This window comes from Aequorivita sp. IT1282 (assembly GCF_058068205.1).
In genome coordinates, this window is the sequence record NZ_JBYRHR010000001.1 from 531,227 (window position 1) to 548,744 (window position 17,518).

The 17,518-nt window shown below is 36.5% G+C and carries 17 protein-coding genes; 4 read left to right on the forward strand and 13 right to left on the reverse strand.

From position 1 onward, the window contains the following. Positions 1 to 42: 42 nt before the first annotated feature. The 5 genes from AC3RVG_RS02495 to gcvT form a co-directional block, all read right to left on the reverse strand. On the reverse strand, positions 43 to 768 hold the full coding sequence (locus AC3RVG_RS02495) for a YebC/PmpR family DNA-binding transcriptional regulator (protein WP_489689850.1): 726 nt from the start codon (positions 766 to 768) through the stop codon (positions 43 to 45). Positions 769 to 899: 131 nt separating this feature from the next. Next, positions 900 to 1,181 (reverse strand): 4a-hydroxytetrahydrobiopterin dehydratase, encoded by a 282-nt coding sequence (locus AC3RVG_RS02500; protein WP_489689851.1) that lies wholly within the window; start codon positions 1,179 to 1,181, stop codon positions 900 to 902. 29 nt (positions 1,182 to 1,210) lie between these two features. Continuing rightward, positions 1,211 to 2,068 carry a sugar nucleotide-binding protein gene (locus tag AC3RVG_RS02505; protein WP_489689852.1) on the reverse strand — a complete coding sequence of 286 codons (858 nt, stop codon included), beginning with the start codon at positions 2,066 to 2,068 and terminating at the stop codon, positions 1,211 to 1,213. 21 nt (positions 2,069 to 2,089) lie between these two features. Then, positions 2,090 to 3,004 carry a glutaminase gene (locus AC3RVG_RS02510; RefSeq protein ID WP_489689853.1) on the reverse strand — a complete coding sequence of 305 codons (915 nt, stop codon included), beginning with the start codon at positions 3,002 to 3,004 and terminating at the stop codon, positions 2,090 to 2,092. Then, positions 3,004 to 4,086 (reverse strand): glycine cleavage system aminomethyltransferase GcvT, encoded by a 1,083-nt coding sequence (gene gcvT / locus AC3RVG_RS02515; RefSeq protein ID WP_489689854.1) that lies wholly within the window; start codon positions 4,084 to 4,086, stop codon positions 3,004 to 3,006. Before gcvT ends, AC3RVG_RS02510 begins: the two co-directional genes overlap by 1 nt. Before the next feature lie 226 nt (positions 4,087 to 4,312). Here gcvT and AC3RVG_RS02520 point away from each other — a divergent pair, with 226 nt between their 5' ends. Next, on the forward strand, positions 4,313 to 5,668 hold the full coding sequence (locus tag AC3RVG_RS02520; protein ID WP_489689855.1) for an NAD-dependent succinate-semialdehyde dehydrogenase: 1,356 nt from the start codon (positions 4,313 to 4,315) through the stop codon (positions 5,666 to 5,668). A gap of 45 nt (positions 5,669 to 5,713) precedes the next feature. Here AC3RVG_RS02520 and AC3RVG_RS02525 read toward each other — a convergent pair whose 3' ends face one another. Together AC3RVG_RS02525 and AC3RVG_RS02530 are read right to left on the reverse strand one after the other, a co-directional pair. After that, positions 5,714 to 8,806: a WD40/YVTN/BNR-like repeat-containing protein gene (locus AC3RVG_RS02525; protein ID WP_489689856.1), complete on the reverse strand. Its 3,093-nt coding sequence runs from the start codon at positions 8,804 to 8,806 to the stop codon at positions 5,714 to 5,716. A gap of 93 nt (positions 8,807 to 8,899) precedes the next feature. Further along, on the reverse strand, positions 8,900 to 9,658 hold the full coding sequence (locus tag AC3RVG_RS02530) for an outer membrane lipoprotein-sorting protein (protein ID WP_489689857.1): 759 nt from the start codon (positions 9,656 to 9,658) through the stop codon (positions 8,900 to 8,902). Positions 9,659 to 9,846: 188 nt separating this feature from the next. On the opposite strand from AC3RVG_RS02530, the gene AC3RVG_RS02535 reads away from it, so the two are divergent. Next, complete coding sequence (locus AC3RVG_RS02535; RefSeq protein WP_489689858.1) at positions 9,847 to 10,236, forward strand: acyl-CoA thioesterase; 390 nt, start codon at positions 9,847 to 9,849, stop codon at positions 10,234 to 10,236. A 56-nt stretch (positions 10,237 to 10,292) separates the two neighbouring features. On the opposite strand, the gene AC3RVG_RS02540 is transcribed toward AC3RVG_RS02535, so the two are convergent. Genes AC3RVG_RS02540 through AC3RVG_RS02550 form a run of 3 tightly spaced genes read right to left on the reverse strand, consistent with a single transcriptional unit; the run spans position 10,293 to position 12,976 of the window. Beyond that, positions 10,293 to 11,354: an endonuclease/exonuclease/phosphatase family protein gene (locus AC3RVG_RS02540; RefSeq protein WP_489689859.1), complete on the reverse strand. Its 1,062-nt coding sequence runs from the start codon at positions 11,352 to 11,354 to the stop codon at positions 10,293 to 10,295. Positions 11,355 to 11,402: 48 nt separating this feature from the next. Continuing rightward, positions 11,403 to 12,671, reverse strand: coding sequence for a mechanosensitive ion channel family protein (locus AC3RVG_RS02545; RefSeq protein WP_489689860.1), 1,269 nt, complete (start codon positions 12,669 to 12,671; stop codon positions 11,403 to 11,405). Next, positions 12,671 to 12,976: a DUF3817 domain-containing protein gene (locus tag AC3RVG_RS02550; RefSeq protein WP_489689861.1), complete on the reverse strand. Its 306-nt coding sequence runs from the start codon at positions 12,974 to 12,976 to the stop codon at positions 12,671 to 12,673. The genes AC3RVG_RS02545 and AC3RVG_RS02550 overlap by 1 nt, the downstream gene beginning before the upstream one ends. Positions 12,977 to 13,061: 85 nt before the next feature. Between AC3RVG_RS02550 and AC3RVG_RS02555 the strand changes: the two genes are divergently transcribed. After that, a complete protein-coding gene (locus AC3RVG_RS02555; protein WP_489689862.1) occupies positions 13,062 to 13,988 on the forward strand; it encodes a mechanosensitive ion channel family protein in 927 nt (308 codons plus the stop codon). A 12-nt stretch (positions 13,989 to 14,000) separates the two neighbouring features. Here the strand turns inward: AC3RVG_RS02555 and AC3RVG_RS02560 are convergent, their stop codons facing one another. After that, positions 14,001 to 14,615 (reverse strand): M15 family metallopeptidase, encoded by a 615-nt coding sequence (locus tag AC3RVG_RS02560; protein ID WP_489689863.1) that lies wholly within the window; start codon positions 14,613 to 14,615, stop codon positions 14,001 to 14,003. A gap of 70 nt (positions 14,616 to 14,685) precedes the next feature. Between AC3RVG_RS02560 and AC3RVG_RS02565 the strand changes: the two genes are divergently transcribed. After that, complete coding sequence (locus AC3RVG_RS02565; RefSeq protein ID WP_489689864.1) at positions 14,686 to 15,405, forward strand: SDR family oxidoreductase; 720 nt, start codon at positions 14,686 to 14,688, stop codon at positions 15,403 to 15,405. A gap of 71 nt (positions 15,406 to 15,476) precedes the next feature. Here AC3RVG_RS02565 and AC3RVG_RS02570 read toward each other — a convergent pair whose 3' ends face one another. Together AC3RVG_RS02570 and AC3RVG_RS02575 are read right to left on the reverse strand one after the other, a co-directional pair. Then, positions 15,477 to 16,319, reverse strand: a complete 843-nt coding sequence (locus AC3RVG_RS02570) for an OmpA/MotB family protein (protein ID WP_489689865.1) — start codon at positions 16,317 to 16,319, stop codon at positions 15,477 to 15,479. A gap of 269 nt (positions 16,320 to 16,588) precedes the next feature. Beyond that, positions 16,589 to 17,515 (reverse strand): mechanosensitive ion channel family protein, encoded by a 927-nt coding sequence (locus AC3RVG_RS02575; RefSeq protein ID WP_489689866.1) that lies wholly within the window; start codon positions 17,513 to 17,515, stop codon positions 16,589 to 16,591. Positions 17,516 to 17,518: the final 3 nt, after the last annotated feature.

The window sequence follows — 17,518 nt, forward strand, 5'->3', positions numbered from 1 at the left end:
CCACCCGAAAAGGTGGCTTTTTTTATTGAAATTCAATTTGGTTTATTCCTCCTCAGAAGATTCTTCCATGGTGTGATATACGTTCTGCACATCGTCATCTTCCTCTATTTTTTCCAATAGTTTATCAACGTCTGCGGCCTGTTCTTCAGTTAATTTTTTTGTAACCTGCGGAATACGTTCAAAACCGGATGATAAAATCTCTATTTTATTTTCTTCCAAATAAGACTGAATAGCGCCAAAACTCTCAAAAGGGCCGTAGATTAAAATTCCATCTTCATCTTCAAAAATTTCGTCAACGCCGTGGTCTATTAATTCGAGTTCTAATTCTTCAATATCTAAACCTTCAGGATTTATTCTGAAATTACACGTATGGTCGAACATAAAAGAAACTGAACCAGAAGTTCCCATGCTGCCATCACATTTATTGAAGTAACTCCGAACATTTGCTACTGTACGCGTATTATTGTCTGTAGCAGTTTCAATTAAAATAGCGATTCCGTGGGGTGCGTAGCCTTCAAAAAGCACTTCTTTATAATCGCCCAGACTTTTATCGCTGGCACGCTTTATAGCACGCTCTACGTTGTCTTTAGGCATATTTATAGCCTTGGCGTTTTGGATGACTGCACGAAGTCTTGAATTAGCATCTGGATCTGGACCGCCTTCTTTCACGGCCATCACAATATCTTTTCCAATGCGAGTAAAAGCTTTAGACATTGCTGACCAACGCTTCATTTTTCTTGCTTTTCTGAATTCAAAAGCTCTTCCCATACTATTATTATATAATGTTATTGATTATTTTCTGTTCTTAAAAAGAAGGTTCAAATATAAAAAAATCCAAACGCCAAAACCCAAGTTACAAAATCTAACTTTCAGAATATTTCCATTTTTAATTTTTAGTACTATCCTATTAGGTCGTCGATGATCTTCGCCAACTCAAAATCCTTTTCAGTAACACCGTCTGCATCGTGTGTGGAAAGATAGATTTCTAATGAATTATAAACATTGCTCCACTCCGGATGATGCTGTAATTTTTCTGCTTCGAAAGCAATTCGGGTCATTGCGGAAAAGGCTTCTTTAAAATCATCGAATTCGAATATAGTGTGTAAGGCACCTTCGTGATAATCCCAACCTTCAAATTCTTTCAATTTTTCATTTATTACTTTTTCTGATAAAGCTTTCATATTTTTAGATTTTAGATATTAAACATTGATCATTTTATAGACATAATCTCTTCATTTAAACTGCATTCTTCAATTACTTGTGCTACAGTAATTTGGTAAGATTTCGGCAGTGTATTTTTCTTCGGAAGAATTGCTTCGTATCGGTCTTCATTACTGCTAAATACACTTTTAAAGATAGGCATTTTATCACCAATTTTCGAAGTGATTTCTCTGAAAAGATCTTCGTGATGCACCATGTCATTTGTCGCCAAATGATAAATTCCGTGTAGCGATTGATTGATTATAAAATGAATTTGTTGGCACACTTTATTCATGGTTGTTGTGCTAATAACCAAATTAGGAAATACTTCAAAAGTAGCTTGGTGGCGAATGCATTGTCTTAAATGCAGAATTCTGGGTGAGTTAATTCCAAGAACCATGGGTAATCTTAAAATTGCAGTTTGTTGTGGTATGGTTTCTAATAATAATTTTTCGACTGAAATTTTAAATTTTCCTGAAATTGTTTTAGACAGTGGAACATCGTTTTCATAAGATGGAAGGTTATATTTTCCATTAAAAATTTCGGAAGAAGAAATATAAAGTACAGAACAAGTAGCATTTAGTAATGCGTAATTCACAATTTGCTGATGTGCCTCAAACAAACTTTTAGAATCTCCGCTTATTGCCGAAATTATAACCGTTGGTTGAATTTTATTCAGCAATAAAAACATAGAATCTTCTTCCACAGAGTAGTTATGAAAGACTTGATTTTCTGAAAAAGCCCCGTACTGTTTACAATATGTACAGTGAATATCAAAATAGGAGAGTAGCTCTTTATAGATGGCGTGGCCAATAAAACCACTACCTCCCAAAATTAAAATCCGTTGCTTTTCTTCTCTTTTGATCATTTAAATCTTTTCCGAAATATTTTAAAAAATTGACAACTTTGTTTTTGTAGTAAATTGTTCTAAAGCTTTCATTCCCAAATAGGAATTTCCTTGATAATTTAATGCAGGAGCCCAAGTTGCAATTGTGAAACAATGTGGTAAAAGCGCAACGATTCCTCCGCCAACGCCACTCTTTCCTGGCAATCCCACTTCAAAGGCGAACTCACCAGCTTCATCATAGAAGCCGCAGGTTAGCATTAATGCATTTATTCGTTTTACTTGGCTGGCGGTTAAATGTTGAATGTTTTTTAAACACTTTCCTCTATTTGCAAAAACGAAAAAAGCATTAGTAAGTTGCCTGCAATCCATTAAAATGGAACATTGGTGGAAATAAAAATCTAATACGTCTTCAACGTTATTATTAAGATTTCCATACGCCTTTAATAAATTGGCGGCAGCATAATTATTGTAACCGGTTAATCTTTCAGATTCGGCTATTTTTTCGCTGTAACAAATAGTTTCGTCGTGAGCTAATTGCCGTACAAAATTTAAGAAATCTTCCTTCGGATTTTTTAAATGTGAAAGTAAAACATCAGCAACGACAATAGCTCCGGAATTAATTAACGGATTTCTAGGAATTCCATTTTCTAATTCCAAAAGAGAAAGATGGTTAAAAGGGTTTCCAGAAGGTTCAACATCCATGCGGTGCCACAAATCGTTTCCCACTAACTGAAAAGCTTTGGTTAGCGATAGTACTTTGGAAATACTTTGGATTGAAAATTTTTCTGAAGCGTCGCCAACAGAATAATTGTCGCCTGTAATTAGTTGCAAATTGATTCCAAACTTATCTTTAGGAACATTCGCCAATTCTGGAATATAAGAGGCTACTTCCCCCGTATTTTTTGCATTTTTGAGTGATTCGTGAATTTCTTCTAATATTGCTTGATAATCTAACATTAACCTTTGTAAAACGGTGTTTTCACGATAGTTGCGGCAACAGGTTTATTTCTAATTTGAATAAATATTTCGGTGCCGGGAGCACTATTTTCTTTAGTAACGTAACCCATTCCAATAGCTTTACCTAAGGACGGCGCCATCGTTCCGCTAGTTACAATACCAATGTTGTTTCCGTCTTTATCAGCAATTTCATAATCGTGACGAGGAATACCGCGTTCGGTAAGTTCAAAACCTATGAGTTTTCTTTTAACACCTTCTTCTTTTTGCTTTTTCAGATTTTCAGAATTCACAAAATCCTTGGTGAATTTCGTAATCCAACCTAAACCAGCTTCCAAAGGAGACGTAGTATCGCTGATGTCGTTTCCGTAAAGACAAAAGCCCATTTCAAGTCGCAAAGTATCGCGAGCAGCTAGACCAATTGGTTTGATGCCGAAATCTTCTCCAGCTTCCATAACCTTGTTCCAAACTTGTTCCGCTTCACTATTTTTGCAATAAATTTCGAAACCACCGCTGCCAGTGTAACCTGTGGCGCTAATAATAACGTGCTCAACACCTGCGAATTCAGCAACTTTGAAATTATAAAATTTTATAGCACTTAAATCTTCAGAAGTTAAAGATTGCATTGCTTCAATAGCTTTTGGTCCTTGAATGGCAAGCAGCGAATAATCATCAGAAATATCGCGCATTTCAGCACCCATAGTATTGTGATTTGAAATCCAATTCCAATCTTTTTCAATATTTGAAGCGTTTACAACAAGTAACCACTTATCATCTTCCATATGGTAAATAATTAAATCGTCAACAATACCGCCAGTTTCGTTTGTAAGACAGGTGTATTGCGCTTGACCAACTACCACTTTTGAAGCATCGTTGCTGCATACTCTTTGAATCAAGTCTAAGGCATTTGGGCCGGAAACTAAGAATTCGCCCATATGCGAAACATCAAAAACACCAACTGCTTTGCGGACGGTTTCGTGTTCTGCGTTTACGCCTTCGTAAGAAACGGGCATGTTATAACCTGCAAATGGCACCATCTTGGCGCCTAGTTGTTCGTGTATATGTGAAAGTGCTACGTTTTTCATAGATTTAAAGTTTTCTTAATAAACCCGTTCGCTCCGCTCAGGGTCTCAGTTTAGTACTAATTATTTTAATGTTTTAATAAAAAAACATTTTAGCAAATGTATTACAATCGTGCAAAGTTAACGAAAGATTACAGTGTTTATTTGCAACATTTTTGAAGTTAAAATCATCTTAATCGACTGTTATTTTATCAATGTTTTCAATACTTTTAAAAGAAAAATCATGTCCATGACAACTTCATTAAATCCGTATACTGAAGAAGTAATAAATTCCTATAACAATCATACAAAAAAGGAAGTTTCAGAATTAATTGATAAAGCAGATAAGCGCTTTTACAGTTGGCGCGAAACCTCCTTTTCTGAACGGAAAAAACTAATGCTTGCCGCTGCTTCGGAATTGAAGAAGAACAAAAATGAATATGCCGAAATGATGACTTTAGAAATGGGGAAACCTATTTCACAAGCCATCGCTGAAGTTGAAAAATGCGCTTGGGTTTGCGAGTATTACGCAGAAAATGCCGAAAGTCAACTTCAAAATGAAGTGAAAAAAACCGATGCTCACAAAAGTTATGTGAGTTACGAACCTTTGGGAGTAGTATTGGCTGTAATGCCTTGGAACTATCCTTTTTGGCAAGTTTTTAGATTTGCAGCACCCGCGTTAATGGCGGGAAACATTGGGGTTTTAAAACACGCATCGAACGTATTTGGTTGTGCACTAAACATTGAAAAGGTTTTTAAGCGTGCAGGGTTTCCCGAAAATTGTTTTACCATTTTATTGATTGGTAGCGATGCCGTGGAAGATGTAATTGAAAATGAAAAGATAAAAGCAGTAACTCTCACCGGAAGCGGGCCAGCAGGTTCATCTGTGGCTTCAATAGCTGGGAAAAATATTAAAAAGACTGTTTTGGAATTAGGCGGAAGCAATGCTTTAGTTGTGCTAAAAGATTGCGATATGGATAAAACCGTTGCAACCTGCGTTCAGGCGCGATTTCAGAATACGGGGCAAAGTTGCATAGCAGGAAAACGATTAATTATTGACGAATCCATCGCGAATGAATTTGTCGAAAAAATGCTTGTAAAAGTTCGGGAGTTGAAAAGCGGCGACCCAATGGATGAGGGCACATATATTGGCACGATGGCACGCGAAGATTTAGCTAAAGACTTAGAGAAACAAGTAAATGCTTCTATAAAAGCTGGCGCAAAATTAGAAATAGGAGGAAAGCGACAGAGCGCCTATTTTGAGCCCACAATCCTGTCAAATGTTACACAAAACATGGCCGTCTTTAATGAAGAGACTTTTGGTCCGGTACTGTCTGTTACAACATTTAAAACTGTGGAAGAAGCTGTTGAGCTTTCTAACAGTTCTATGTTTGGATTGGGTGTTTCGCTATTCACAAAAAATATTGAGGAGGCTGAAAAGCTGGCATTCCAATTTGACGAAGGCGCCGTTTTTATAAATGAATTAGTGAAAAGCGACCCCCGATTGCCTTTTGGAGGAATTAAGCAAAGTGGTTATGGGCGTGAGCTTAGCGAGCACGGTATTCAAGAATTTGTAAATAGGAAGACTGTTTATATTAATAAATAGTAAAAAACCTAACAGGTCTTTAAGACCTGTTAGGTTTAGAATATTTTACCCTTTCTTTAAAAAGGCTTCTTTACTTTGCATTTCAGCTTTTGGGATGTTGTTCTTTTCTAAAAACGAATTGAATTTTTCACCTTCCTTTGCCTTTATATTTTCGTAACGCTTTTTCGCTTTTGAAAAATCATCAGCAATTAATTCGAAATTTGCCATAGAAGCTCCAGAAACCTTATTATAGTTTGAAGCTACATTGCTATAAAGGTCGCCCATCTTTTCACGCAATTCAGGATCTGCCGAAGCAACGTAATTATCGCCTGTAGTAATTACCAAATCTGTCCGTAGATTTTCTAATGCATCATATAATTTTTGAGCATCTTTTTTCCCTTTCGGATGATTTTTAATTACTTCCGTAGCCTTTGTTTGGGTTTCATTAATTTCATATACCATAAAGGCCAAATCTTCTACCATATTAAAAAGACTTTGAGTAAGCGTTTCTTGCTCTTTTCGTTGTTCTAAAGTGGTAAGAGACTTTTCATCGTATATTATTTCAATGTCTTGGCTGAAGGAATCATTCCCTTTTGTAAGTACCACTTTATATTTTCCGGCCGGAACACGAGGCGATGTAAAGCCACTAAAAGCAAGTGTTTTCGCCTGCGCCATTTTTGGAGCAGCAGTCATAAAATTCCAACTTACTATATTTATTCCTTTCGATTTTCCAGGCGCTAGTGTTGTAATTTTGTTACCCTGCATATCTTGGATTTCCATTTCCATTTTTCCGAAAGTATGTCTCTTTTTGAGGTAATAAACAATTTGCGCAGCGGTGTTTTTATTTTCACCAACAAATTGGGTTTCTGCTCCAAAACTTCCGCTAAAGCCGCTTTCTTCGGTCATTGTGAAAGGTTCGGTTTCAAAAAAGTGAGCCTCTTTATTTAGAATTTCTGGGGTTAGTTGGCGCAACGGACTTATATTATCTATAATTATTACACCACGGCCGTGAGTTCCCATCACTAAATCGTTTGTGCGCTTTTGTAGGTCAATAAAATGAACCGCAACGGGAGGCATATTATTTGTGAATTCAGACCAATTTTTTCCACCGTCAATAGTTACATAGAGACCTAATTCGGTTCCCAAGAAAAGCAAATCTTCATTTTTATAATCTTCTTGAATATTTCTAACAAATGCTTTTGAATCAATATCTTCTGAAATGATAGATTTCCATGTTTTACCGTAATCTGTTGTCTTTAGCGCATAAGGTTTCATATCGCCAGTGTTGTGACCTTCAAAAACAGCATAGGCAGTTCCTTTATCGTGAATACTAGCTTCAATGTGATAAACCCATGTGTTTTTTGGAATTCCAACGAGGTTTGCGGTAACATTTGTCCAAGTTTTTCCGCTATCAGTTGTAAGCTGAACATTTCCATCGTCGGTTCCAACCCAAATTATATTTTGATCTAAAGGTGATTCAGCAATTGTGAAAATTGTAGTGTGATTTTCCGCACCACTGTTATCAACTGAAAGTCCGCCAGATTTAGACTGGTCTTGCTTTAATTTATCGTTAGTAGTTAAGTCGGGCGAGATGATTGTCCAACTATCGCCCATATCGTCTGAACGGTGTAGAAATTGGCTTCCCATATAAAATCGGTCGGGCACGAAAGCGCTTACAGCCATTGGTGCATTCCAGTTAAAACGCAATTGGGCATCTCCTTTTTTGGGTTGTGGTTGTACGGTTGTGGTTCTATTTCTATCCACATCATAACGCCAAACGTTTGCAGCGCCCTGCATTTCAGAATAAATAATATTTTTTGTGGGATGCTTTAAAACCCGAAAACCATCGCCATAGCCAACGCTATTCCAATCGCGCGCAGTAACGCCGCCGGAAGCAGAAGAAGGTCCGTACCATGAGCCATTATCTTGTAAACCGCCATAAACATTGTAAGGTTCGGCATCGTCAACACTTATATGATAAAATTGTGAAAGCGGTAGATTTTCAACAATTTCAAAAGTAGAGCCACCATTCCAAGAACGATAAACACCACCATCGGTACCCGAATAAATAATGTCGCTATTATTTATATCGAAAGCAATATCGTGAATATCACTATGCATATTGCCAAGATTTTTAAAGGTTTTTCCACCATCGCGACTAATAGAACCTGTTAAGCCACCTTTTAAAATTATATCTGGGTTTTTTGGATCAACAATAATTCTTGAAAAGTAAAAAGGACGCACAGTCAGCCCAAAATCGTTATTTAAATGTTCCCAAGAATTCCCGCTATCGTTGGATCTCCAAAGTCCGTTTGTCTCTTTAATTCCAGTTTCAATAACTGCATAAATTATTTTGCTGTCGCTGGGAGCCATTGCAATCCCTATTCTCCCTAATTTTCCAGTGGGAAGACTATTAGTAAGTTTTTTCCAAGTTTTTCCTCCGTCGGTTGATTTGTGTATCGCACTGTTTTCACCTCCCGAATTGAAACCCCAAGCTGTTCTTCGAAATTGCCACATAGAGGCAAATAATACATTTGGATTTTTTGGATCCATTAAAATATCTGAAACTCCAGTTGAGGGATCTATGTATAAAATTTTGCTCCAAGTTTTTCCGCCATCTGTAGTTTTGTAAACGCCGCGATCTTCACTATCGCTCCAAAGCGCGCCCAATACGCCCACATAAACTTCATCTGTATTATTGGGGTTTATAACTACGGAAGCAATTCTTTCGGAATTTTCAAAACCGGGAATTTCTTTCCAGTTATTTCCACCGTCAGTAGATTTGAAGAGACCGTTACCGACAGAAACTGAATTTCTAGTCCAAGTTTCACCTGTTCCCACCCAAATTACTTCATCGGGGTTTTTAGGATCTAAGGTTATTACACCTATAGATTGTGCGTGTTCGTCAAAAATAGGAGCGAAGGTTGCTCCGCCATCGCTTGATTTCCAAACACCGCCACCTGCGGCTCCAGCGTAGAGAATACGTGCATTTGTAGGGTGAATTTCAAGATCGTTTATACGTCCGCTCATTAATGCTGGACCAATATGGCGAGCTTTCATATTACCGAAAAGTTCTTTTCCTTTTAAGGCGTTGTCCTGCGCTTGAACAAAAGTAAAACTCGTAAAAATGGCGAGAAACGCAATGATGGTATTTTTCATGATGGTTAGTTTTTTAGGTAATTCTGTTGAAAGTAGAATTTCAGTTAAAAAAAAATCCCTGAACGAGCAGGGATTTTTTTTATTTGTGAATAGTTATTCTTTCTCTACTGCATCTGTTGCAGTGGCGGGAAATGCGAACATTGCCGCGTCAATTTCAGGATTCAACGTTATTTCTTTTAATTGAATTGCTTGACCTCCCATACTTAGTGCAAAAGGAAAATAAAGACCATCAACTTCTTGATAATCGCTCATAGTGCTAACATTCATTTGCCCTTTCATTGGACCTTGCTTTATTTCGCTTTCAGCAACAATAGGTACATAATTTTCAGTGTCAAAATAATAGTAAGAAACGTTTGGCTCCTCTACGCCATCAACCATAATAGGCGATTGCGTAAGCATAAGTTTAAAGGTTTCAGCTCCTTCTTTGGTTTCTTTGCCCATTAATTCTACTGTAAATCCTTTTTCTTTGTAATTCATAAAAGGAGTTGGAAAATCTTTCATTTGCTTTTTCATGTTGGCAGTAGACTCAGCATCACTTTTTTCAGCTTGCATAGTCATAAAATTAGTTGTCCACATGGTTTCGCCGTCAAAAGCAAGTTGGGTGATTTCTTGTCCTTGAAAATTAATTTTAATTAATTGATTTCCTTCTTTGGTTTGGTAAATTTCTACTGGAATTTCCATTCCTTGTGCATTAGCTGTCGCAGTCATTTTTACGCTCTGCAATTTTTCCCAAGATGCTTTGCCGCCTGTATTTTCAAGGTAATTACTTATTATCTCGTCTGCAGTTTGTGCAGTTACAGGTACAAAAGCTGTTAATAAAAAGGCAATGATAAGTGTTTTTAAGATTTTCATGTGTTTAAATTTTTTGTTTGAAATGGAATGCCCAGCTTCTTTTTTCTCGTCTTTTAAAATTGGGCTTTATTAATAATAATAATTTTCGGTTGAGTAAATATAAGACGAACTCTGTAATAAAAAGTTACAGCCTATTATTTTTTTGATGCCTATTATAAAAGTTATCTTTACTTAAAAGAATAAAAACTATGAATTTTCACACACGTAAATGGATAAAACCAGAAGATTTAAACCCAAATGAAACGCTATTTGGAGGTAGATTATTAGAATGGATTGATGAGGAAGCAGCACTATATTCCATCATTCAACTTGAAAATCCGCGAACGGTTACAAAGTATATGAGTGAAATTAATTTTAGAAGCTCTGCGAAAAAGGGCGATATTATTGAAATTGGTATTGATACCATTGGCTTTGGGAATACTTCATTACAACTCCGCTGCGAGGTCCGCAATAAAATGACCCGCGAGGTAATAATAAGTATTGACAAAATTACGATGGTAGGCCTGGATGAAAATGGAAAACCTCGCAAACACGGTAAAACTCAAAAGGAATTCGTAAAAGACCGATTGGCAAAATAATTTTGCTTTAACATTTCAAACAATAGAATTTTTACCCGTCTATTTTTAAAAACACTTTATAAAGAGACTCTTTCCGCTTGTTCGCGGGCACGTTTCAATTGGTTTTCATTTGGTTTTTTAGGCTCCTGTTTTGTAGCAATTTTAGGTTCAAAACTTAATTCCGAAAAAGTTGGGAAATGGTCTGAGTTAATATCTTCACCTAATTTCAATGAAATAACCCGAAATTCTGCCGAGACAAAAATATGATCCAAAGGCCATCGCATCAAAAAACTTTTGGCATTGAATGTATTATAAAACCCACGTCCTTTTCGCATATCTAAAAGTTCACCCACATTTTGGAAAAGTGAGGTGGTACTAGACCAAGCAACATCATTGAAGTCGCCCATTACTATTACAGGATATTTTGATTGTTTGCTAAGGAAGGCAATTTTCATTATTTCAGAATCGCGATCTGTTGACAGCGGATTGTGCTGCGGCATTGGAGGCGTGGGGTGGATTGTGTACAATTGAATGGTGTCGCCCGATGGAAGCCGTACTTTTGAATGGATGGAGGGAATTTCCTTATCCACCAAATATTTTATTTCAGGGTCTATCAATTCAAATTTTGAATAAAGAAGCATTCCGTAAGTGTTGCTAAGGGGAATTTCAGCTTCATAAGCGTATTCTGAAGGTAAATGTGCGGTTATAAATTCCATCCAATCTTTGTCTGTTTCTACCAACAATAACAAGTCTGGATTTTTATTTAAAAAGTCCTTCAAAAGTTTTTCAGGCTTCTTGTTTTTCTGCAATACGTTAGCGGCATATAACGAAATAGTTCTGCTTTCAACCGCGTTTTCACTATTGCCAACTTCAACCGGAGCCAATGGAGTGTAGGGATATATTTTCGCCAATTGAATTACAAAACAGGCGCCAACTATTCCCGCAAAAAGATAATCATTCAGACGCTTTACATCAAAACGCATAAAAAACGTAAGAAGTGCCACAAAAGTAAGAATGGTTAGCTGTACATGTGGAAAGTCGAAAATACGTATCCACCAATAATCTACAGCTATAAATGGAAAAATAGTAAGCGTTACGGCTATTATTCCAAATATATAGAGGAAGGTTTTTAATTTCATTAAATGAAACACGATTTGCTTATAAATATAAACTTAATTTTTAAAACATTAATTCTTTAGGGAAGGAGAAAAATCCTTGCCCGTTGGCAATTCAAAAATTTCTAAATCGAAATAGGGGATAGCGGCCAGCAAATGGTCAAAAATATCAGCTTGAATATGTTCGTAATTTTCCCACCTTTTATCGAGGCTGAAGCAAAATATTTCAATAGGAATACCTTTGTCTGTTGGTGCCAAATGGCGAACCATTAAAAAAAGATCTTTATTTATTGCTGAATTTTCGTTCAAAAAAGCGTCCGCATAATGACGAAAAACACCGAGGTTGGTTTGATTTCTTCCGTTTATGAGCAATTCTTTATCGGCTTCACTTGTTCTATTAAATTTGTCCACATCTCGCTGACGATGCTCCAAATATGGTTTTATCAGCTGAATTTTTTTGAGCTTTTCAATATCTTCCGTAGAAAGAAATTTAATGGAAGATTGCTTAACAAAAATGGAACGCTTTATTCTTCGGCCCCTGCTTTCTTGCATTCCGCGCCAGTTTTGGAAGGAATCTGCAATTAAACTGTAAGTAGGAATAGTGGTAAAAGTATGATCGAAATTCTGTACGCGTACGGTTGCAAGATTTATTTCTGTAACGTATCCATCTGCTCCAAATTTGCTGAAAGTTATCCAGTCGCCAATACGAACAATATCGTTTACAGATACTTGAATACTCGCTACAAAACCGAGAATAGTATCTTTAAAAATCAGCAAAATCACCGCAGATGCAGCACCAAGGGTAGTTAAACTTACGAGTGAAAAACCTGTAAGTAATTGAATAATCCAAAAAATGCCAACTCCCCAGGCAAAAATCATCATTACCTGCACATAGCTTTCCATGGGCTTATCGCGATATTTTTCGCTTTCTTCAAGGAATTTGCGTGAGGAGCGAAGAATACTTCGGAAAATATATACACTGAGAATAATTAAATAAGCCTTCGTCGCAATTTGAAGCAGATTGGTCATAAAAGGCGACTCAATAAATATAATTGGTATAAGGAACCAAACTATTGCCAAAGGCAGCAGATGTGCTATGAAACGCGGAAAGTTACTTCTTGCCAGATAATCATCAAAAGAAGTTTTTGTTTTATCGCTGAATGCTTTAAAACTTTCAATTATCAATCTTTTAAAAACAGCATCTATTACTAAAACAGCGGCTGAAACCAGAATACAATTTACAAGAACATTTAAAAAAATGGCCCATTCAATCGTCATCCCTTCATTAACGAGATAGTCTTGAAAAACACAACTGTATTTTTGAATGGCATCTTTATTCATTATAGATATTTACGTTCTACATAAAAAGGTCCGAATGGCAGCACTGAACACATTACCACGATGAACAAATCTTTAATAGACCAGTTTAATTTTTTCCACATATAAAGTGCGCCGCCCACATAAAGTACGAATAACACTCCGTGCGCCATTCCTACAATTTGAACCATTTGCGGCATATTCCAAATATATTTTAATGGCATCGCTATTCCCAAAAGTACTAGAAAAGAAATAGCTTCTAGTGTACTTATTAGCCTAAAGGTTTTTACTGAAAATTCCACAATTTTAAATTTTTCCCAAAGATACATCTTGAAAATTGACTCCCTAAGCTTTAAGACTAATTTATGGAAGAATTGTTTTGTTCAGAATTACTATCTTTAAAAGAAAAAATAGATGCTGCCACCACTACAAACGTCCACTGAGACAATCCAAATTTCCATTGAAAGCTATTATGAAGAATTTCTGAAAGTTTTACCAAGGGTTGCATTGGCACTATTAGTAATAATTTTGGGGGTTTTGCTAGCACAGTTGCTTACATCTTTCTACAAAAAACGCTTTCAACAAAAATCTGAAGATCCATTAATGTCTAGATTTCTGGCGCAAGCGGTGAAAATAATTTTGATAATTATTGCCATAATGCTAGCGCTGAAAGTTGCAGGTTTAGACGGGATAGCAACGGGACTTTTAACCGCCGTTGGTGGTGGTGCAATAATTTTAGGTTTCGCTTTTCAAGATATAGGAAAGAATTTTTTAGCGGGAATTATACTCGCTTTTAATAGACCATTCAATATAAATGATACTATTAAGATTGATAATATTTTCGGAAGGGTTAAGGAATTGAACTTTCGATATTCGCACATAAAAACTTTTGACGGACGTGATATTTATATTCCTAATAGCGATGTACTTACCAAGCCAGTTGAAAACTATACAGCGGACGGTTTTTATAGAGTAGATTTTACGGTGGGGATTGGATATGAGGATGATATTATTTCAGCTAAAAAAGTAATACAAGATATTCTTGATTTGAATACAGAAATTGTGCGCGATGAAAACCACGAAAATTTCGTAATCGAAGACGAATTGGCAGCGAGTACCGTAAATCTAAAAGTCTTCTTTTGGGTAGATACAGTTGATTATAGACGAGCTTCGCGTGTATTGCGTGGCTTGGTTATTCGGCAAGTAAAGGAAGAACTCTTTAAAAAAGGCTTTAATCTTCCTGCAGATATTAAAGAACTTAAAATCTACGGAACTGAGGATGCAATCCCGATAAAATTCAGAAATAGTCCAGAGTTTCCAAAAGACGATAAAAATCAATAGATCGAAAGTGTATTAATCGCAGGGTAATGGAACATTTAGTGTTGTATAATTCCAGTTTTTCTTATAACTAAAATGCCACCATTCCGTACGGATCGTATTGAAGCCAAACTTACGCATGCCTTCAAAAAGCAGCTTACGGTGAGCGAGAATTTCTTTTGAAAAATTATAATTATCAATATGCGCTTCTCTCCCGAAGTAATCATAATCACTACCCATTTCAACGTAACAGCCCTCTAAAGTTTCCAAAGTAATATCGACCGCTGCACCTTTGTTGTGGATAGAGCCATTGCCGTATGGATTGCCCACATAAGTTGGTCGTGGCACTTTTGCCCACATCTTTTTTTGAACATCTAACGGGCGGTAGCAATCGTAAATTTTAATACGGTAACCTCTTTCACAAAAGTATTGATTGGCTTTTAGCAGTGCCTCAGCAACTTCGGGCCGGAGCAAGCATTTTGCACAATCATAAAGTGTTTCGCCAATAAAATTGTTAGGAGTAGCGTAACGAATTTCGTAGCTAAATTCGGTTGAAAGCGTTTCAATATCTACTAACGGTTGCTGAGAATTTTCTTCCGCAGAAAAACTAAAAAATAAAAACGTAAAAAGTAGAATGGATGGCAACTTCATACGTCAAATTTAAGTAGAATTTAATAACATTCGAAATAGCTATTTGTAACTTTGGGAAAAACGAATAAATATGAACGATTTAGGAAAAAAATCCGCACTGATTACAGGCGGTACAAAAGGAATAGGTTACGGAATAGCTGAAGCAATGCTGAAAGAAGGCATTAATGTAGCCATTACAGGAAGAACTAAGGAAACCGCGCAACAGGCTGCGAAAATGCTAAATGAAAATGGAAACGATAGGGCACAGGCTATAGGTATTGAAGCCGATGTGCGTAATTATGAAAGCCAACAAAAAGCTGTGAAAGAAGCTATCGAGCAATTTGGCGGTTTAGATATAGTTATTGCAAATGCCGGACTTGGTCATTTTGGTTCTGTTGAAGACATAACTATTGAGCAGTGGAAGGAAACAATTGATACAAACCTTTCCGGACCTTTTTACAGTTTAAAAGCGAGTGTTGACCAATTGAAGAAAAATAAAGGATATTTTATAACTATTTCTAGTTTGGCAGGCACCAACTTTTTTAAAGGCGGAAGTGCTTACAATGCTAGTAAATTTGGTCTTACAGGTTTCACGCAAGCAGCAATGTTAGATTTACGCGACAAAGGAGTAAAGGTTAGTACCATTATGCCTGGTTCGGTTTCTACACATTTTGCGGGTAACGAACCTGACGACTCAGATGCCTGGAAAATACAAATTGAAGATATGGGCGAGCTAGTGGTTGATTTATTAAAAATGAATCCACGAACGCTGCCGAGTAAAATTGAAGTGCGACCTTCAATGCCGAAGTAAAATTCACTCTATAAATTAAAAAAGGCGATTCATTTCTGAATCGCCTTTTTTGTATAGATTACTCGCTGTTATTAGTTAGCAGAAAGTAAAGCTAAAAACTTATCTAGGTTTGGTAGTATAACGATTCGCGTTCTTCTGTTAGTAGCGCGACCGTCTTTGGTTTCATTTTCTGTAAGTGGGTGAAAACTGCTTCTTCCTGCTGCAATTAGCTTTTCAGGAGCTACACCATATTGGTCTTGCAAAATACGAATAACGGCTGTAGATCGATCTACACTCAATTCCCAGTTGTCTTTAATGTAAGCACCTGGCTTTACAGTTTGACTGTCTGTATGACCTTCAACCATAACTTCTAAAGCTGGTTCGCTATTAATTACATTTGCCAAACGCTCTAAAAGTGGATTTGCTTTCGAATTTACCCGAGCACTTCCTGACTTAAATAAAAGTTTGTCTGAAATTGTAATCATTACTACAGTTTCATCAATGTCAATCTTGATGTCGTCTTCTTCGCCTTCGCCAACTAAACTGTTGTCAAGATTCTTCTTAAGGTTGTACGAAACGATAAGATTCATTGAATCCTTTAAAGTTTTTGCTTGTGCCAATTCTTGGGGATTTACATTGGCTAATGCTTTCTTCATTTTTAATTTGTCATTTTCAGAAACCACAACTCCGTCAAATTGTTGTAGACGATTGTTGTTTGAATCTGTCAGCGACTGGATTTTCGAATTGTAACTTGAAACGCGTTCTTCAATTTTAGCGTACTTAGCTTCAATCTCTTCCTTTTCTAGTTGGGTTTTAACTAATGTAGAGCGGGTGTCGTTGTATTGACCTTCCAATTCTACATACTTCTTTTTTGAAACGCAGGACGTTGTAATAAGTGCTCCTGCTAATAAAGTTAATGCAATAACATTTTTCATAATTCTAAGTTTTTTTAGGTTTGTGTGGCAAATATAACGGGACACTTCACCAAATAATTAGTTAATGGATGCTATTGTTTTGTTAAAAGGAAAACTTAAAACCGCCTAAAATACATAGCCTAGCAGCACATATAATATTATAAAGACTACAATAACCCCGATACAGCCACACTTGCCACCGCCGATTTTCTTGGCACCCCAGCCAGCCAATAATATTCTGAGTAATTTTTTCATAAAATTTTTTTAAGGTTGATTTGTTGATTTATCGTTTATTCATTTTTATCTGCGGAACCTTTTGCTTCAGGTGCCTTTTCTTGCGGCTCCATTCTCAATTTATTTTTTCCAAAATCTAAAGTACGGATAGGGAATGGGATGTTAATACCGGCTTCATCGAAGTTTTTCTTAATAAGTTTTATAGCTAAATGCTGCGCTTCAAATTTTGGTTTAGGTTTCTGACTAGTAATCCAGAATCTGGTAATAAAGTTGATGGAGCTGTCTCCAAATTCAGTGAAATAGAATTCGACTCCTTCATTGTTGCGTTGTTCAAAATTTTCAGAGATTACTTTTATGACCAAATCTTCCACTTTTTGAAGATTCTCTTCATAACCTACGCCACAACTAACCGAAACTCTACCACGCTCGGTCCAAGAATAATTAGTGAAGGGGTTTTCGACAAAAATTTTATTCGGAATAATTACATAATCATTATCTGGCTGGCGTATAGTTACATTTCTTAAATCAATTTCTTCAACGTAACCAGATTTTCCTTGTGCGTCAATAAAATCGCCAATGCGCACTTTTGGCTGAAATGAAAGCATAAAGCCAGAAACGGTGTTGCTTAAAGTGCCTTGCAATGCGAAACCAATTGCCAATCCCATTACTCCGGCCCCAGCTAGAACAGAAGTAAGAACTTTGTCTAATTGCATAACTCCAAGAGCTATAAAAAAACCAACTAATAAAACAATTGCGTAGATTAATTTTGAAAGTACCTGTTTAATAGACTCATCACCTATCTTTTGGAATAGTACTTTATGTGATAGTTTTTTAAGTCCTCTTGCAATTAAATAAAAAACAATCATTACAAGTATTGCAACCGCAAAGTTTGGCAACTTCAATATTATTGCATCTAACCAGCCGTCTAGCTTGTCGTATAAACCTGTAACTGAGTCGTGTACTGAAAATTTTTCTTCTTCCATGGT

Coding starts and splice junctions, on each gene's coding strand:
- AC3RVG_RS02535 (WP_489689858.1), top strand. CDS start 9,847: ATGAATTTTCACACACGTAAATGGATAAAACCAGAAGATTTAAACCCA.
- AC3RVG_RS02525 (WP_489689856.1), bottom strand. CDS start 8,806: ATGAAAAATACCATCATTGCGTTTCTCGCCATTTTTACGAGTTTTACT.
- AC3RVG_RS02545 (WP_489689860.1), bottom strand. CDS start 12,671: ATGAATAAAGATGCCATTCAAAAATACAGTTGTGTTTTTCAAGACTAT.
- AC3RVG_RS02570 (WP_489689865.1), bottom strand. CDS start 16,319: ATGAAAAATGTTATTGCATTAACTTTATTAGCAGGAGCACTTATTACA.
- AC3RVG_RS02505 (WP_489689852.1), bottom strand. CDS start 2,068: ATGATCAAAAGAGAAGAAAAGCAACGGATTTTAATTTTGGGAGGTAGT.
- AC3RVG_RS02555 (WP_489689862.1), top strand. CDS start 13,062: ATGCTGCCACCACTACAAACGTCCACTGAGACAATCCAAATTTCCATT.
- AC3RVG_RS02500 (WP_489689851.1), bottom strand. CDS start 1,181: ATGAAAGCTTTATCAGAAAAAGTAATAAATGAAAAATTGAAAGAATTT.
- AC3RVG_RS02540 (WP_489689859.1), bottom strand. CDS start 11,354: ATGAAATTAAAAACCTTCCTCTATATATTTGGAATAATAGCCGTAACG.
- AC3RVG_RS02565 (WP_489689864.1), top strand. CDS start 14,686: ATGAACGATTTAGGAAAAAAATCCGCACTGATTACAGGCGGTACAAAA.
- gcvT (WP_489689854.1), bottom strand. CDS start 4,086: ATGAAAAACGTAGCACTTTCACATATACACGAACAACTAGGCGCCAAG.
- AC3RVG_RS02530 (WP_489689857.1), bottom strand. CDS start 9,658: ATGAAAATCTTAAAAACACTTATCATTGCCTTTTTATTAACAGCTTTT.
- AC3RVG_RS02575 (WP_489689866.1), bottom strand. CDS start 17,515: ATGGAAGAAGAAAAATTTTCAGTACACGACTCAGTTACAGGTTTATAC.
- AC3RVG_RS02520 (WP_489689855.1), top strand. CDS start 4,313: ATGACAACTTCATTAAATCCGTATACTGAAGAAGTAATAAATTCCTAT.
- AC3RVG_RS02550 (WP_489689861.1), bottom strand. CDS start 12,976: ATGTATCTTTGGGAAAAATTTAAAATTGTGGAATTTTCAGTAAAAACC.
- AC3RVG_RS02495 (WP_489689850.1), bottom strand. CDS start 768: ATGGGAAGAGCTTTTGAATTCAGAAAAGCAAGAAAAATGAAGCGTTGG.
- AC3RVG_RS02560 (WP_489689863.1), bottom strand. CDS start 14,615: ATGAAGTTGCCATCCATTCTACTTTTTACGTTTTTATTTTTTAGTTTT.
- AC3RVG_RS02510 (WP_489689853.1), bottom strand. CDS start 3,004: ATGTTAGATTATCAAGCAATATTAGAAGAAATTCACGAATCACTCAAA.